Consider the following 16128-nt stretch of genomic DNA (forward strand, 5'->3'; position numbering starts at 1 on the left):
GCAGCGCACAACCTATTGGTTGTCCTCAAGTCATGCGGCTTTTCGCCACAGCGGATAGCGCACTAGCTGCCCCCGCGCGGGCACCAGCGCCTCGATCGCCTCGGCGGGTTGCAAGGCGGAAAGGATCGCCGGGTCGGCCGCGTCCATGCCGCCGGTCAGCGCGCCGAAAGCGGGCAGGATCAGACGATTGCCGCTGTTCACCGCACAAGGCCGCGCGATTCGCCGCCCGCGTGCATGGACGATCAGGCGGGGGTGGAAGTGGCCCGAAATCTCGGCCTCACAGGTCCCCGGCAGCGCCTGGTGGCGCAGCGCCAGGCCGCCGAGCATGAGTTCTTCCACCCGCGTGCCGCCTGCCTCGGCGCCCAGATGCGGATCGTGGTTGCCGGTGATCCACACCCAGTCGAGCGCGCGGGTCAGCGCGGCGAGCATCCCCGCCGCGTGCGGTTCCAGCCGCTGCGGCCCGGCGCTGTCGTGGAAATTGTCACCCAGCGCGAAGACCCGCCGCGCGCCTGTCAGCCGCACTGCCAGCGCCAGGCGCTCCAGCGTTTCGCGGCTGTCGTAGGGGGGCAGCATCTGGCCGGTGCGGGCAAAGAAGCTGGCCTTTTCGAGATGCAGGTCGGCAACCAGCAGCGCCTGCTCGCGCGGCCAGTACAGCGCACTCGCCCGCGCCGCGCCGCTGGCGGGCGCGCCGGGAACGCCGCAATCGACGAGGCGCATTTCCTCATCGTAGAACGAAAAGAGAACCATGGCTTTCCCTTGCCGCAGCCGCCGCGATTTGGCAAGCGCCGCGCAAGCAAAGGGCAAGCCCTGCCATGAGGACCTCGGATGACTGACTGGACCCCCTTCACCGCGCGCGCCAGCGACTGGTTCCGATCCCTGAGGGATGCAATCTGCGCGGAATTCGAAGCGATCGAGCGCGAGGCCGGGTCTGACGCCGTGTTCGAATATACCCCGTGGCAACGCGCGGCGCTCGAAGGCGAGGACGCGGAAACCGGCGGCGGCACGCGCGGCCTGATGAAGGGCCGCGTGTTCGAGAAGGTGGGCGTCAACATCTCCGCCGTGTCGGGCGGGCTGGCGAAGGACTTCGCCGCCACCATCAACGGCGCTTCGGCCGAACAGAACGCTTTTTCCGCCACCGGCATCAGCCTGGTCGCACACATGGCCAATCCGCACGCCCCCGCCGTGCACATGAACACCCGCTTCCTCACCACCACCAAGGCATGGTTCGGCGGCGGCGCCGACCTCAACCCGCCCCTGCCTTATGACGAGGATACGGCCGAGTTCCACGCCGCCTTCAAGGCCGCCTGCGACGCCCATGGCGACGGCTATTACGACCGTTACAAGGCCTGGGCGGACGAGTATTTCTACATCCCTCACCGCAAGGTCCACCGCGGCGTCGGCGGGATCTTCTACGACCACCTCGAATGCGCCGACGAAGCCGCATGGGAAGCCAACTTCGCCTTCACCCGCGCAGTGGGCGAGGCGTTTCTGGCCGTGTTCCCCAAGCTGGTACGCCGCCGCATGGGCATGGCCTTCACCCCCGCCGACAAGGCACAGCAGCTGGAATGGCGCGGGCGCTATGCGGAATTCAACCTCGTCTACGACCGGGGCACGTTGTTCGGCCTGAAGACCGGCGGCAACATCGACGCCATCCTGATGAGCCTGCCGCCCGAGGCGACCTGGAGCTGACACAGTCCCGGACGTGATCCGGGACGACGGCGAACTCACCCACGGTTGCCCCGGCCCGGCACCGCCGTTACGCTTGCCCGATGACAGCTCCGCGCCATCTCGACCGCCGCTCGCTTGCCCTTGCGGCGCTCTCGACCGTGGTGGAGTGGTACGACTTCACCCTGTTCCTCTATCTCGCCACCGTTCTGTCGCGGGTGTTCTTCGAAGGACACGGCGGCGTGCTGGCGACATTGGCGGGCTTTGCGGTCGCCTATCTCATGCGGCCGGTGGGCGCGATGGTCTTCGGCCATTTCGGCGACCGTCACGGACGGCGGGCAACGCTGCTGGCGTCGATGGCGCTGATGACGGTGGCCATGCTGCTCACCGCCATGCTGCCTACCGCCGCGCAGATCGGGCCTCTTGCGGGGATATTGCTGCTGGCGCTGCGCTGCGTGATGGGCTTCGCGGTGGGGGGAGAATACACCGGCGTCGTCGCCTACCTGCTCGAAGGCGCGCCGGTGCGCAGGCGCGGGCTGGTGACTTCGCTGGCGGCAGCGACCAGCGAGATCGGCGCGCTGCTGGCGGCAGGGATCGCGGCGCTGACCGTCACGCTGCTGCCCGCTCCGGCGCTGGACAGCTGGGGCTGGCGTATCCCTTTCCTGTTCGGCGCAGGCCTGGCCGCGACCATCCTCTTCGCCCGCGCCGCCATGCACGAATCGCCGGAATTCGAAGCCAGCCGCGATGCCGGAACGCTTGCCGAGCGCCCGCTGGGCCATGCATTGTCCAAACACCGGGCAGGGATATTGCGCGGTTTCGCGATCTCGGCGCTGGGATCGATCACCTACTACGTCGGCATCACTTATGTGCCGGTATACCTGACGTCAGCGGGCAGTTTGACCGAGGCGCAGGCGCTGCAACTGGCCACCGTGGCCGCGCTGGCGGTGATCGTGGTGACGCCGTTCGTCGGCATCGCTTCCGACCGCTGGGGCCGCCGCCCGGTGCTGATCGTGCTGGCGGTGCTATGCGCAGGCCTGCCCTGTGCGCTGTTCCGCCTGCTTGCGGGCGCATCCTCAGGCGAGGCTCTGCTGGGCGCGGTAGTGCTGGCGATGCTGGCGGGCGGCGTCAGCGCTGTGGGCGCGGTGACGACCGCCGAGCAGATGCCCGCCGAGGGGCGCCTCAGCGGCCTCGCGCTGGGCGCCACCACTGCAACCGCGCTGTTCGGCGGCTTGACGCCGTGGCTCGCCCAGGTGCTGACCGAACGCACCGGCTCAACCGTCGCCCCAGGGGTGATGATCGCGGCAGTGGCGCTGGGCGTGCTACCGGTGCTGCTGACCATGCGAGAGACCCGGCCCGGCAAGGATCAGGGTAGTGCGTCAGCCTTGATCCCGGTTTCGGGTGATGGGAACGGGCGCTAGACCGCCCGGCTTTTCATCAGCGGCTGGATGCGGGTGCCGAAGTTCTCCACCCCTTCAACGAAGTCATCGAAGGTCAGCAGAACGCCGCCGGTGCCGGGCACCTCGGCCATCTCGTCGAGCATTTTGGCCACTGTCTCGTAGCTGCCGACCAAGGTGCCCATGTTGATGTTCACCGCGCCTTCGGGGGCGGCCAGCTGGCGCACATTGGTGTCGGTGTTGACGGTGTCCTTGGCGCCCTGATCCGCCAGCCACGAGATCGCGTCGATATCGACGCCGTCGTTATAGAGCTTCCATTTCGCCTGCGCCTCGGCGTCGGTTTCCGCGGCGATGATCATGACGAGGACGAAGACCTGCACGTCGCGCCCGGTTTCGGCGGTGAACTTCGCCAGGCGCGCATTGTTCGAGGCGAAGGCGGTGGGCGTGTTGACGCCCTTGCCCAGGCAGAAGGCATAGTCCGCCCACTTGGCCGAAAAGGCCAGGCCCGCATCAGAAGACCCGGCGCAGATGATCTTCATGTCGCCGCCGGGCGTTGGCCGCACCAGACAATCGTCCATCGTGTAATGCTCGCCCTTGAAGTCAGACCGGCCGGTCTCCCACAATTCGCGCAGGATGCGGGCGTATTCGTCCAGCACCTGATAGCGATTGCGGAAATGCTCCTCACCCGGCCACAGGCCCATCTGGGTGTACTCGGGCGGCTGCCAGCCGGTGATGAGGTTCAGCCCGAAACGGCCGTGGCTGATGCTGTCGATCGTATTGCACATGCGCGCCGCAAAAGCGGGCGGGATGATCAGCGTGGGGCAGGTGGCGTAGATCTTGATCTTCTCGGTCACGGCGGCAAGGCCAGACATCAGGGTGAAGCTCTCCAGCCCATATTCCCAGAACTCCGACTTGCCGCCGAAACCGCGCAGCTTGATCATCGAGAGCAGGAAATCGAGGCCATACTTCTCGGCGCGCAGGGCGATCTCCTTGTTGAGATCGAAGCTGGGCATGTACTGCGGCGAGGTCGTGCTGATCAGCCAGCCGTTGTTGTTGATGGGCACGAAAACGCCGACTTGCATGGATTAACTCCCGAGAAAACCGAGAACGAGGCGGTTGAAACCGGCTGGATCGGTGACGTTGCACGCGTGTCCGCCCCACTCGAACGTGGCGACATCGGCGCCGGGGATCGGCTCCGCCAGATCGAGCGAAGCCGCATGCGGCACCAGAAAATCGTCGCGTGTGGCAATGACCAGCACGTCCCGCAGCTTCGCCAGCCGCTCCGCCGAAGGAGCATAGGCGCGCACGGCGGCGATGCGCTTTTCCATCGTTTCCGCGCCGGGGAAGCCGGCAAGGTGGTGCGCGAACTCCGCCTCAAGCTCGGCATCGTGGCTGGCGATCCAGTCGGGCGGGAACAGGAACAGCGGCTGGGCGCGCAGGAAGGCTTCCACCCCTGCCCCGCGCAGGATCGCCAGCCGCGCCTCGAAGCAGCGGCGCGTATGCGGGCTGAGGCTGCGCCAGCCGTTGACGACCACCAGCCTATCGATCCGGCCGGACAGCAGCGCCGCCTCGATGCCGATCATGCCGCCCAGTGCGTGGCCGATAAAATGCGCGCTTTCGATGCCCAGCGCATCCATCAGCGCGGTCACGTCCTGCGCCATCGCCTCTATCGAAGTCGTCTCCGGCAAGGCGCGGTCGCTGCGCCCGGTGCCGCGCTGGTCGTACGTGAGCACGCGGTGGTTTTCGGACAGCGCCGCAAGATTGGGCGCCCAGTACCCTCCCGCGCCGCCAAGGCCGCTCGACAGGATCAGTACGGGCGCGCCTTCGGGGCCGTGGGATTCGTAATGGAGGTCGGTTCCGGTGTCCGTCATGCGGAGGGCTTCGACAAGCTCAGCCTGAGCGGGTTTGAGGGCGCATCGCTCTTGGTCTGGCACATTGCGGGCACATCGCTGCCAAACCCGCTCAGGCTGAGCTTGTCGAAGCCCCAGCGCCAGGCCGCCGCCCTCTCAGCCAAGATGCGCGACCGAGGCGATCTCGACCAGGCAGTCCGGCCTCACCAGATCGCATTTGATGCAGTAGCGCGCCGGTTTGTCACCGGGGAAGTATTCGGCATAGACGGCATTGAAGGCGGCGTAATCAGCCATGTCCTTGAGGAAGATGTGGTTCATCGCCACGTCCGCCATGGTGCCGCCGGCCGCCTCGACCGTGATGCGGATGGCCTCCAGCACATGGCGCGTCTGCGCCGCCGCATCGCCTACGTGAAGCACCGCGCCCCCTTCGCCCAGCGCCAGCATGCCCGATACATAAAGCGTGCCGCCCGCTTTCGCCCCGGCCGAATAGGGCGCGATGGGCGCGGGGAACTGCGGCGGGTTGATGGCTTCGAAGGGCAACGGTCACTCCTTTAGCGGAAGCTGGCTCACGGCGGTCTGGAAATCGGCGACGGTGCTGACCCAGCCGAAGAATTTCTCGACGTTGTAAACGGTGGCCTGCATGATGAAGTCCGGCCCCAGATGGTGGGTCGCATCTTCCAGCAGCACACCGAAATATTCGAGGTGGAAGCCGTCACGCAGGGTCGATTCGACGCAGACGTTGGTGGCGATGCCGGTGAACACCAGCGTGCGGATGCCCCGCGCGCGCAAAACCGCATCGAGCTGCGAATTGAAGAACGCGGAATAGCGCGGCTTGTGAACGCGCAGGTCGCCGTCCTTGGGCGTCAGCGCATCGACCAGTTCATAATCCCAGCCGCCGCGGGCAAGGAACTTGCCGGCCAGTTCGGGCCGTTTGCGCATCGTCTTGAGCGCGTTGGACTTGTGCCAGTTGGGCGACATCGGCGTGCCCGCCTCGACATAGTCCGGGTCCCAGCCGTTCTGCAGGAACACCACGGTCATGCCCGCCGCCCGCGCCGTGTCCAGCACGGCGCCGACGCGGCCGATCACGGCAGCGGCAGGTCCGACATCGAAGCCTGCCTCGTCCACGTAGCCGCCTTTGGTCGCATAGGCGTTCTGCATGTCGACGACGATGACGGCGGTGGTGGCGGGATCGAGCCGGATCGCTTCGGGCCGCGCGGAAAGAACCGCAGAGGGGCCGGAAGATGCGGGGGCGGGGTCGACGATGGTATCGCTCACCCGGACACTATTGTGCAGGGGCGAATGGGGGTCAACCCGCCTTGAGAACGCCGGATTTCAGCAGGCACGCAGCCCCGACGAAGTGCGTTCCCGGTGCGGGCGCACGCCCAGCAGTCGTTCCAGCGCGGCGGCAAAACCGGCATTGCGCCGACGGTTGGTCGCCTGCATGAGGCCCACGTCCATCCCGCCGAGCAGCTGGATACCGAATTCGCCGTCCCCCACCCAGCGCACTTCCGCCCTGAGGTCCACCTGGCCGGGCAGCGCCACGCGCAGGGTATCGCCGCAGTTGGGGAGCAGGGTGCGCGAGGCTATGCACATGCCGCCGGGCGACACGTTGCGCACGATCACGTCCTGCCCGGACCGCCCCTCGCCCCCGATCACGGCACGGATCAGGGTGCGCACACGCGGAGAGCGGTGAAGGCGCTCCCCCTCCCCTTCGCCAACGCCTTCTGCGACAGCGACATGCGGCGTGCGCAGCGCGGCGGTCTTCAGCCATTCGGCGTCCGTGCCGGAGTGAAGCTCATCGGGGTCTGCCATGTCGTTCATGCGCCTTTGCGAATTCGCCTTCCCGGTGTGAACCAGGTCTGGTCGATCGGTTCGGACCGGAGGCGCGTCGGCGGGGGGTAGGCGTGGCGGCTCCGGTCCGACGTCATTTTGCCGCCCGGTGCTTTTCGGATGGTTAACAAATCCCTTCCGTATTTTAACGCTGAAATCGATTGAATTTCCTGCCGATGGCAGGTTGTTTCAGGCCAAGATCGCGAATGATCGCCATACGGTTTTCCGTTGCAAAGATTGCAACAGCCCCCTTCCCCCTTGTCGCGCTGCAATAAATCCTGACATGAAAGGGTAGCATGCTGCGCCAGTACGAACTCGTCGAACGCGTCAAGGAATACGCACCGGAGGCCGATGAGGCCCTGCTCAACCGCGCCTATGTCTATACCGTGCAGAAACACGGCAGCCAGAAGCGCGCCAGCGGAGACCCCTATTTCAGCCACCCGGTAGAAGTGGCTGGCCTGATGACCGAGCTGAAACTCGATCAGCAGACGATCATGACCGCGCTGCTCCACGATACCGTGGAAGATACGCTGGCCACGATCGAGGAGATCGAGAAGCTGTTCGGCCCCGACGTGGCGCGGCTGGTCGACGGCGTGACCAAGCTCTCCAAGATCGAGGCGATGACCGAGAGCGAGCGCGCGGCCGAAAACCTGCGCAAGTTCCTGCTGGCGATGAGCGAGGACCTGCGCGTCCTGCTCGTGAAACTGGCTGACCGGCTGCACAACATGCGCACCCTCCACTTCATCAAGAAGCCGGAGAAACGCCAGCGCATCGCCCGCGAAACCATGGATATCTACGCGCCGCTGGCCGAGCGCGTGGGCATGTACGAATACATGCGCGAGATGCAACTGCTCGCCTTCGAGCAGCTGGAGCCGGAAGGCTACGCCACGATCACCGGCCGTCTCGCCCAGATCCGCAGCCAGGAAGGCGGACAGGTCGACGCCATTGCCCTGTCGATCAAGCAGGCGCTGGCCGAAGCCGGCCTCAACGTCGAGGTTTCCGGCCGCGAAAAGCACCCCTACTCGATCTGGCGCAAGATGGCCGAGCGCCACGTGACCTTCGAGCAGATCACCGACATCATGGCCTTCCGGGTTCTTACGGATAGTGTCGAGGACACCTACAAGGCGCTGGGCGTCCTCCACCAAGCCTGGCAGATGATCCCCGGCCGCTTCAAGGACTACATCTCCACCCCCAAGTCCAACGGCTACCAGTCGCTGCACACCGCGCTGATCTTCCAGCGCTCGATGCGCATGGAAGTGCAGATTCGCACCCGCGAGATGCACCGCCTCAACGAATTCGGCCTCGCCGCGCACTGGGCCTACAAGCAGGGCGGCGCCCGTCCCGACGGACAGGTCGGCTGGCTGCGCGACCTCATCGAAATCGTCGATGCCAGCCACGACGCCGAGGAACTTCTCGAACATACCAAGCTGGCGATCTACCAGGACCGTATCTTCGCCTTCACTCCCAAGGGCGCGCTGTTCCAGCTGCCAAAGGGATCGACCACGGTGGACTTCGCCTACGCCGTCCACACCAACCTGGGCAACGCAGCCGTCGGCGCCAAGATCAACGGCCGCCATGTGCCCCTGCGCACCCAGCTCGCTAACGGCGACGTCGTAGACATCATCAAGAGCCCCACCTCCGAACCGCAGCTGCCCTGGCTGGGCTTTGTCGTCACCGGCAAGGCCCGCGCCGCCATCCGCCGCGCGGTACGCGCCAAGGAACGCGCCGAAGTCGCCGAGATCGGCTCCAAGCTCTACGACGAAATCGCCGGCCGCCTGCCTCAGCGCATCGGCAAGAAAGCCCTTTCCGGCGCGATCGAAAGGCTGGACCTGCGCGATGAGGAAGACCTGATGTTCGCCATCGGCTCAGCCCGCTTCACCGACCGGCAGGTAATGGAGGCACTGGTCCCCGGCAGCACCGCCCAGTTGCCCGAAGACCCCGAATGGACCCGCGCCGAACGCGCGATTTCGATCCGCGGCCTGACGCCCGGCATGGGCTTCGAACTGGCCGAATGCTGCCACCCCGTCCCCGGCGACCGCATCGTCGGCCTGCGCCGCCCGGATCACAAGGTGGAAGTCCACACGATCGACTGCATGACCCTCGCCAGCGGCGTCGATGCAGACTGGCTGGACCTGTCCTGGGGCGAACGTACCACCGGCGCCGTCGGCCGCCTGCGGCTGGTGCTCTACAACCGCCCCGGCACGCTGGCCGAAGTGACGCAGATCTTCGCCAGCAACCGCGCGAACGTGACCAACCTGCAGATGACCCAGCGCGACGAACCCTTCGGCACATACGAAGTGGATCTCGAAGTGTCCGACCTCGCACACCTGACGCGGATTTCCGGGGCTTTGCGAGCCAGCGAGGCGGTTGCCGACGCGGAGCGGATTTAAGGGGAAGACGGCGTTAAAAAGGGAAGACCTGGGGCCATCGCCCCAGACCCCTTTACTGTCGTCGTAGCGCGCGCAGTTGCCTTGCGCGCTCCTTGCCGCCGGAGGCTATGATGTCTCCCGGCTCACCGTGGGCGCTCTATCGAAGCTGCGCGCGGAACCTCGACAATTAAGGGGTCTGGGGCGATGGCCCCAGGTCTTCTTCAAACCTCCAGAAACACTTCCACTTCATCCCCTTCGACAAGGTCTTCCGCCCGGCGCACCGCTGCCTTGACCGGCAGCAGCCATCCTCCGTCCGACTTGCTCGGGAACACCGAGGTCGCAAAGCCGGTCCCGCCAATGCGTGCCTTTACCTTCAGCGAGCCGAAACCGCGCGACACGCCTTCCAGCTTGCGCATGATCGCGGTGCCCGAAAGCGCCTCCCCCGCCGCGCCGTCGATGGTGAGGAAGTGCCAGGTTCCGTTGTTCGCGCCGCCCGTCCAGCGCCACAGCGGGCCGGTGTGCGTCAGTTGCTCCGTCATCACCCCGCTCATCGCTTTGCCTCGCGAATCGGCACCTGGACGTTACACACGTCGACGCCGCCCGCCGGCCGGATGTAGAAATCGTCTTTCCGGTTCGCCCGCTTGAGGACGTAGGATGCAAAGCTGGAGCTGCCCGTGGAAAGGTACTCGTAGGCCGGCAGCCCCGGAACCTCGTCGCCCATCCTTACCGAGACGATCGGCGTGCGCTCCTGCGCCGTTTCGTAAAAGCCCAGCGCTCCCGTCCCGCGCGGTAGCGACGAGAGGTTTTCGATGCCCGCGATGATCCGCCCGACCAGCGCTATGTTGCGGTCGAGCTGGCGCGGCGCTTGTCCGATCACGGTATAGAGTTCCGCGCCAGTGCCGGTGTCCGGCGAAACGTTGCGGCCCACGCCGACCATGCCGTAGCAGTGGACGGGCCAGACATCGGTTCGGACAGCCGCATCGCCGCCCTTTTCCTGCGACTGAAGGCCGATGGGCCAACCTTCCAGGATACCTGTCCCCGGCGCAAAGGGATCATTGCCCGGCGCCATGGCAAGAAAGCGCTGCATTCGCCCTTCCGGCGACAGGATATAGCCTGCACCGCCCTTCTTTTCAGGTGGCTTGAAAGCGGCGCCATATTGCGCTGCGTAGTCCTGCTCGCGGTTGGCAGTCAGACCTTGCGGCAGCGCCTTAGCCTTGCCCGGCGTCTCTCCATCGGGGTCGCCCCACTGCACGACGTAATTGTCCTGAACCCGGACCACGGCGATCCCGTCGAACCAGCGCGCGGCCACCAGCTTGCGGATGTTCCCGGTCCACCCTTGCGAGAACGGCGCCGGCATCAGCTGGATGACCACCCGCCGGGCGCGCCCTTTCGCGTCCGGGGCAAGGTCCATCACCATGAGGTCCGCTGGCGCGATGCGCGACCAGTCGGCCTGCGGGGCTGCCGCGACGATATCGCTCGGCGTCAATGGCTTGGGAGCGTCTGCCGCCGCCGGAGGTGAGGCAAAAAGGCCGACAAAGGCCAGCCCGGAAAGAAATATGCGCATTGGCCCTTCATGCCACCCTCACACCGCTTGCGAAACCCCACAGCCCGCGCTAGGGGCCAGCGCCTATCCAGTGCATGCGGAGCGGTGGCCGAGTGGTCGAAGGCGCTCGCCTGGAAAGTGAGTATACGCCAAAAGCGTATCGAGGGTTCGAATCCCTCCCGCTCCGCCAGCAGTTTATCTGCAATCAGCCCTGGCCCGATCTGCCGGGAACAGCGGCTCCCGCAAGCAAATCTCCATCAGCTTTCAAGCGGTTGTTGCATCGCAGCAACATTCGCAAAAAGCTGGATATTCCCCGCCTTGCAATTCTGTAATCATGTTGTCCTCGCCACCGATGAGGGGGTTAGTCGACATGAATGCACCTGCTTTACTGAAACTCGTCTCGGACAAGGTTTTCGCCAACGAGCGCGTCAGGATCGACGGAACGGAATTTCACCGCTGCACGTTCGAGAATTGCATCCTCACTTACACCGGCGCGGGGCGCTTCATTCTGCATGACTGCGACGGGGCCGACGGCGCCGTCGAATTCGAAGGCCCTGCCGCAAGCACCCTTCACGCGCTGCAGAGCGCCTATGCCGATGGAATGGACGGGTGGGTGGAGGGTATCTTCGCCAGCATCCGCCGCCCGAACCCGGATATCCACGTAAGCGGCTAAGGGAAAAACGTCGTTGCGGCCGTGGCGCGCGGGCGCTTCATTCCATCGTCAGCGCCGAAAAATGCCGCCAACCCATTCAAAAATGGGCGCTGCGACCCTATATAGACCATGTGGCCGATACGTTGGTCCGGGGCCCATATCCGTTAGTGCGATTTCCCGCTTTGCGTAGCGCCGCGAATCGCATTAATGACGCCCGAATCCGATCACGCGACTATAACGATTCAGGAGAACATCTATAGCACCCCCTCCCCGGCGTATGATGACGCCACCGGTCAAGAGTGGACCGCGGTTCAATAACATGATCCAGTCGGACAAAGTCCGGGTTATCGACCATGAAGGCGAAAACCTCGGCGTCATGTACACGCGCGAAGCGATCGAACAGGCGAACGGCGTAGGCCTCGACCTGGTCGAAGTGTCGCCCAACGCCGATCCGCCGGTGTGCAAGTTCCTCGATGTAGGCAAGTACCGGTATGAGGCCCAGAAAAAGGCCAATGCCGCGCGCAAGACCCAGAAGACGCAGGAGATCAAAGAGATCAAGATGCGTCCGAACATCGATGACCACGACTATGACGTGAAGATGCGCAACATCCATCGCTTCATCGACGATGGCGACAAGGTGAAGGTCACCCTGCGCTTTCGTGGCCGCGAACTTTCGCACCAGCAGCTGGGCATGGACCTGCTGCGCCGCGTCCAGACCGACTGCGAGGAGATAGCCAAGATCGAGGCTTATCCCCGTATGGAAGGCCGCCAGATGCTGATGGTGCTCTCGCCCAAGTAAGGCGATGGCTCCCGATCAGACGGGATACGAAGGGCGCGGCCGCTGGCTGCGCCCTTTCTCGCTGGATTTACCCTGGCGCTTACACTCGGCGCTGCGGCAGCAAGCCACGGCCGGGCGCAGGTTAAGCCAACCCGCGCGGCCCGGAGAACCAGGCCGTCGTTCGTGAAAAGTCGAAAAAGCAGCTCCGCCATCGCGGCGCGCGCGGTTAAGCGGCCCGGCGCCTAGCCCTTCCACTCGCGGCGGTCTTCGGCCGCGCGCAGGACTTCGTAGGCGACCTGATAGATCTGGAAGGCCTTGGCAGCTTCCGCATCGCCCGGTCGCACATCGGGGTGCACTTCCTTCGCGCGGCTGCGCCAGGCTTTTTTCACCGCATCGAAATCCGCATCGGGGTCCAGCCCCAGCGCTTCGAGCGCGCGCAGTTCATCGCCGCTGCGAGAGCCGTCGCCCGAGCCGGTCCAGCCGTAATGCGCCGTTTCCTTGAAGCCGGAAAAGTCCGAACGCTCCTGCGCCTCGCGCATGGCCGCTTCTTCGGCGTCGAGGCCGGCGAAATAGTCCCACCCAGAATTATATTCGGCGGCGTGTTTCTGGCAGAAATACCAGCGGTCAGGGTTGTTCGGGCTCTTGGGTGCGGGGCAATTGCCCGGATCGTTGCACCCGTGGCGGTCGCATAGACGCACCTGCGCCGCATCGCGCGAGCTGCCATAGCCGCGCCAGCGAGGGAATCCCCAGTCAGATGATCGACGTACGCGGCTCATCCGAGGGGCGATAAGCCGCGACTCGACGGCGATGCAACCCCTGCCCGCCATTTCGGCGCGAAATCAGCGCGGCGCAGGCATGTTTCGGACCCGAAAAGCAGCAACTGCCTCCCGGGTCCGACGGGCATCAATCGTTCGGCCAGCGCCCGATCAGTCAATCGTGACGGTCACGGCGCGGCGGTTCTGCGCCCACGACTGTTCGTCCGAACCCAGCGCGATCGGGCGCTCCTTGCCGAAGCTGACGGTCGAGAGGCGCGAAGGATCGACGCCCAGGCTGATGAGGTAGTTCTTGGCGGAGTTGGCCCGGCGCTCGCCCAGCGCGAGGTTGTATTCACGGGTGCCGCGCTCGTCCGCGTGACCTTCGATGGTCGCGCGCTTGGCAGGGTACTGCATCAGCCACTGCGCCTGCTTGGACAGCGCCTGCTGGTCTTCGGCATCGACGTCGGACTTGTCGAGCGCGAAGTAGATCGTGTCCGACCCCATCATCTTCGAGACGAAATCTGCCTGGCTGCCTGCCACGGCGCCCATCGACGAGTTGTTGGAGTCGGTCGTCGAGGTGGCCGGGCCCGGCTCGGGCGGAAGCTGTGCAGGGGCTTTCTTGCCGCAAGCCGAGAGCGCCAGCGCACCGGCGACGACAATAGCCACGGTTCCTGCGCGGTTCATCCGGGCAAACGTGAGAATGGAAGGCATCAGGCGGTCTCCTATGCTGCTCAGCCCCCTAGAATGGCCGGCATGGTCTGTAGTTCCGTTCAATATTTAACACAGTTATCCTGAACGGGCGCCAACGAATCCGTAAAAAGTCGCTGGTGCCCGTTCAAACCCGGCGCAATCAGGGGCGGACGGGGCCCCAGGCCGGGTCCGAAGCGCCGACCGGAGTGGGCAGCTTGCGCTCGTTACGGCCCGTCAGGTCGACCTGCCAAATCCCGGCGACGCCGGTGCTCTTGGTGGTACGGAAGAACTGCACGATGCGCCCGTTTGGCGACCAGGTAGGCGCCTCGTCCTGCCACGAATCGGTGAGGTGGCGCATGCCGCCGCCGCTCGGGCTCATCACAGCCACGCGCAGGTTGCCCGCGATGTGCGTGAAGGCGATCTGGTCGCCGCGCGGGCTCCATTCCGGGGTCGCGGCACGCCCGCCGAAGAAGCTGATACGCTTCTGGCCAGAGCCGTCCGACGCCATCACGTAGATCTGCTGACTGCCGGAACGGTCGCTTTCGAACACGATCTGGCGCCCATCGGGCGAATAGCTGCCGCCGATGTTGATGCCCGGCCCGTTGGTCAGCTTCTGCGGGGTGCCGCCGCCGGCCGAGGAGATGCGGTAGATGTCGGTCGTGCCGCTTTTGGCCATCGAATAGAGCACCCACTTGCCATCGGGCGACCAGCGCGGGGCCAGCGTGGGGTTGCCGGTACGCGCGATCAGGGTCTGGCGGTCGGTCGCAAGGTCGTAGGAATAGATGCTCGGCTGGCCGTTGAGATAGGACAGGTAGAGGATCTTCGAATAGTCCGGCGAATAGCGCGGGGTCAGCGCCATGGCCTGGCCGCTGGTCAGGTAGCGGTGATTGGCACCGTCCGAATCCATGATCGCCAGCCGCTTCATGCGGTGATCCTTGGGACCGCTTTCGGCGATATAGGCGATCTTCGAATCGAAGAACGGACTTTCACCGGACAAGCGCGAATAGACCATGTCGGCGCACTTGTGCGCGGCGCGGCGCCAGTCGGACGGCGGAACCTGCCAGCCGCCCTTCACAAGCTGCTGCTTGAGGCGCACGTCGTAAAGATAGCAGCCCACGGTGATCGTGCCGTCGCCGCCCGCGCGCACGAAGCCCTGCACCAGCATGTCGGCGCTGCGCGAGGCCCAGGTGCCGTAGTCGGGCGCCTGGACTTGAGCATAAGCAGGCTGCGGCAGTCCGTCAGGGCCAGAGGGCTTGAACAGGCCGTTGTTCTTCAGATCGCCGGCGACCACCTGCGACAGCGCGCGGCCCAGCGCCCCGGTGGAGCCGGCATTGGTGCGCGTGGGCACGTCGGCGTCGGTGGCGAACGAGGTGATGGCGATGCCGAGGTCCTGCCACTCGCTGTCGTCCGACACGGTGACTTCAAGGCCGCCATCGCCCTCGGCCGGGGGAACCGCAACCGGCACTGCAACCGGGACCGCCTGGGCAAAGGCGGTCCCGGTTCCTGCCAGCGAACTGGAAAGCATCAATCCCAAAGCGAGGATATGGGTTATCTTCATTGCGATAGCCTTCTGTCAAAGTTGGTCGTCACGACCTTCCAGCCTTCGTAAAGGTCATCGGGCAGATTGAACGGCGCGGCAAGCTTCACCGCGCGGATCGCCTGTTCCTGATGGCGCGTCACCTGCGCCTGGTTCGCGGCGTTCTGGCCGGTGGTGCTGACCACCTCCGGCTCGCCGGAAAGGCTGCCGTCGCGGGCCAGGCGGAACCGCACCTTGGTGACCAGTAGTTCGACATCGGCACCCTGCGGCGCCTGCCAGTGCGGCTTGAGCTGGCGGCTGATCGCCGCGCCAAGCGCAGAACGCGCGGAAGCGCCGATCTGCGCTGCGGGCGTGCCGGTCTGTTTGGGCGCGCTGGCCCCCGGCGTACCCGGCTTGAACGCATCGTCGAACGCGCTGCTGCCGGCCTTCCTGGGCGGAGACGCGCTTGTGCTCGAACCTGCCGTGCGGCCCGGAGGCGCAGGCTTGGGCTTCGACTTGACGATATCGTCGATCGCGCTCGACTTGCGGGGGGGCGTCGGAGCCGGTTTCTTGGGCGGCGCCTTGGGGGCCGGCTTGGGTGCGGGTTTCGGCGCAGCCCTGGGAGGCGCCGGCTTCGGTTTCGGCTCAGGCTTGGGCTGCGGCTTGGGGGCAGGCTTCGGCGGCGCCTTGGGCGCGGGCTTGGGCACCGGTTTCGGCTTGGGCTCAGGCTTGGGAGGCTGAGGCTTTTCCACCACGCGCGGCTCAGGCTCCGGAGCGGCCTTCGGCTCGGGCGGTGCCGCGGGGGCAGGCTCGACCTCCGGCACGGGCGCGGCTTCGGGCGCCGGTTCACCCAGCTCCGGGCTCTTGTCCGGTGCAGCCTGTGCGTTGGGATTGGGCGAAGTCGAGGTCTTGGCGATCTCGTCGCTGATCGTCACTTCGATGCGCGGGGGCGGCGTGACCACGTCGTTCTGGCGCGGGCTGAATAGAATCGCCCCAAGCACGGCCAAGTGCAACGCGATCGCGGCGCCCAAGCCAATGCCTTCATCCTTGCGCAGTCCTTTCGATGCCATCAGGTGGACCCTACCG

At 65.6% G+C, this 16128-nt stretch carries 17 protein-coding genes and 1 tRNA gene; 6 read left to right on the plus strand and 12 right to left on the minus strand.

What is annotated here, in order from left to right; genetic code table 11:
- Nucleotides 1-30: 30 nt before the first annotated feature.
- On the minus strand, nt 31-747 hold the full coding sequence (gene pdeM, locus TQ38_RS14315) for a ligase-associated DNA damage response endonuclease PdeM (RefSeq protein ID WP_043971366.1): 717 nt from the start codon (nt 745-747) through the stop codon (nt 31-33).
- Between the two features lie 78 nt (nt 748-825).
- Here pdeM and hemF point away from each other — a divergent pair, with 78 nt between their 5' ends.
- On the plus strand, nt 826-1689 hold the full coding sequence (hemF, locus tag TQ38_RS14320; protein WP_043971369.1) for an oxygen-dependent coproporphyrinogen oxidase: 864 nt from the start codon (nt 826-828) through the stop codon (nt 1687-1689).
- Between the two features lie 80 nt (nt 1690-1769).
- Nucleotides 1770-3083: an MFS transporter gene (locus TQ38_RS14325; RefSeq protein ID WP_043971372.1), complete on the plus strand. Its 1314-nt coding sequence runs from the start codon at nt 1770-1772 to the stop codon at nt 3081-3083.
- Here the strand turns inward: TQ38_RS14325 and rutA are convergent.
- The 5 genes from rutA to TQ38_RS14350 all read right to left on the minus strand — a co-directional run bounded on the left by rutA (nt 3080) and on the right by TQ38_RS14350 (nt 6721).
- Nucleotides 3080-4141 (minus strand): pyrimidine utilization protein A, encoded by a 1062-nt coding sequence (gene rutA / locus TQ38_RS14330; protein WP_043971374.1) that lies wholly within the window; start codon nt 4139-4141, stop codon nt 3080-3082. The genes TQ38_RS14325 and rutA overlap by 4 nt on opposite strands.
- A 3-nt stretch (nt 4142-4144) precedes the next feature.
- Nucleotides 4145-4930 carry a pyrimidine utilization protein D gene (gene rutD, locus TQ38_RS14335; RefSeq protein ID WP_043971376.1) on the minus strand — a complete coding sequence of 262 codons (786 nt, stop codon included), beginning with the start codon at nt 4928-4930 and terminating at the stop codon, nt 4145-4147.
- A 135-nt stretch (nt 4931-5065) separates the two neighbouring features.
- Nucleotides 5066-5449 carry a pyrimidine utilization protein C gene (gene rutC, locus TQ38_RS14340; RefSeq protein ID WP_043971378.1) on the minus strand — a complete coding sequence of 128 codons (384 nt, stop codon included), beginning with the start codon at nt 5447-5449 and terminating at the stop codon, nt 5066-5068.
- 3 nt (nt 5450-5452) lie between these two features.
- Nucleotides 5453-6184 (minus strand): pyrimidine utilization protein B, encoded by a 732-nt coding sequence (gene rutB, locus TQ38_RS14345; protein WP_043971381.1) that lies wholly within the window; start codon nt 6182-6184, stop codon nt 5453-5455.
- Between the two features lie 57 nt (nt 6185-6241).
- Complete coding sequence (locus TQ38_RS14350) at nt 6242-6721, minus strand: PilZ domain-containing protein (protein WP_162792254.1); 480 nt, start codon at nt 6719-6721, stop codon at nt 6242-6244.
- 314 nt (nt 6722-7035) lie between these two features.
- On the opposite strand from TQ38_RS14350, the gene TQ38_RS14355 reads away from it, so the two are divergent.
- On the plus strand, nt 7036-9129 hold the full coding sequence (locus TQ38_RS14355) for a bifunctional (p)ppGpp synthetase/guanosine-3',5'-bis(diphosphate) 3'-pyrophosphohydrolase (RefSeq protein ID WP_043971387.1): 2094 nt from the start codon (nt 7036-7038) through the stop codon (nt 9127-9129).
- A gap of 200 nt (nt 9130-9329) precedes the next feature.
- Here TQ38_RS14355 and TQ38_RS14360 read toward each other — a convergent pair whose 3' ends face one another.
- Together TQ38_RS14360 and TQ38_RS14365 are read right to left on the minus strand one after the other, a co-directional pair.
- Entirely contained in the window at nt 9330-9647 is a 318-nt protein-coding gene (locus TQ38_RS14360; RefSeq protein WP_043971778.1) for a DUF1905 domain-containing protein, read from the minus strand.
- An 8-nt stretch (nt 9648-9655) separates the two neighbouring features.
- Nucleotides 9656-10672, minus strand: a complete 1017-nt coding sequence (locus TQ38_RS14365; RefSeq protein ID WP_052505562.1) for a peptidylprolyl isomerase — start codon at nt 10670-10672, stop codon at nt 9656-9658.
- Between the two features lie 78 nt (nt 10673-10750).
- Here TQ38_RS14365 and TQ38_RS14370 point away from each other — a divergent pair.
- The 3 genes from TQ38_RS14370 to infC all read left to right on the plus strand — a co-directional run bounded on the left by TQ38_RS14370 (nt 10751) and on the right by infC (nt 12102).
- Nucleotides 10751-10841 (plus strand) — tRNA-Ser (locus TQ38_RS14370).
- A 180-nt stretch (nt 10842-11021) separates the two neighbouring features.
- On the plus strand, nt 11022-11324 hold the full coding sequence (locus tag TQ38_RS14375) for a hypothetical protein (RefSeq protein WP_043971389.1): 303 nt from the start codon (nt 11022-11024) through the stop codon (nt 11322-11324).
- A 256-nt stretch (nt 11325-11580) separates the two neighbouring features.
- Entirely contained in the window at nt 11581-12102 is a 522-nt protein-coding gene (gene infC, locus TQ38_RS14380) for a translation initiation factor IF-3 (RefSeq protein WP_043971391.1), read from the plus strand.
- A gap of 221 nt (nt 12103-12323) precedes the next feature.
- Here the strand turns inward: infC and TQ38_RS14385 are convergent, their stop codons facing one another.
- The 4 genes from TQ38_RS14385 to TQ38_RS29975 form a co-directional block, all read right to left on the minus strand.
- Complete coding sequence (locus TQ38_RS14385) at nt 12324-12857, minus strand: J domain-containing protein (protein WP_043971782.1); 534 nt, start codon at nt 12855-12857, stop codon at nt 12324-12326.
- A gap of 150 nt (nt 12858-13007) precedes the next feature.
- Entirely contained in the window at nt 13008-13547 is a 540-nt protein-coding gene (gene pal, locus TQ38_RS14390) for a peptidoglycan-associated lipoprotein Pal (RefSeq protein WP_082057530.1), read from the minus strand.
- Between the two features lie 139 nt (nt 13548-13686).
- Nucleotides 13687-15084 (minus strand): Tol-Pal system beta propeller repeat protein TolB, encoded by a 1398-nt coding sequence (gene tolB, locus TQ38_RS14395; RefSeq protein ID WP_043971395.1) that lies wholly within the window; start codon nt 15082-15084, stop codon nt 13687-13689.
- Nucleotides 15081-16112, minus strand: coding sequence for a hypothetical protein (locus TQ38_RS29975; protein ID WP_043971396.1), 1032 nt, complete (start codon nt 16110-16112; stop codon nt 15081-15083). The genes tolB and TQ38_RS29975 overlap by 4 nt, the downstream gene beginning before the upstream one ends.
- Between the last annotated feature and the right edge of the window lie 16 nt (nt 16113-16128).

This window comes from Novosphingobium sp. P6W (assembly GCF_000876675.2).
Taxonomy (GTDB): domain Bacteria; phylum Pseudomonadota; class Alphaproteobacteria; order Sphingomonadales; family Sphingomonadaceae; genus Novosphingobium.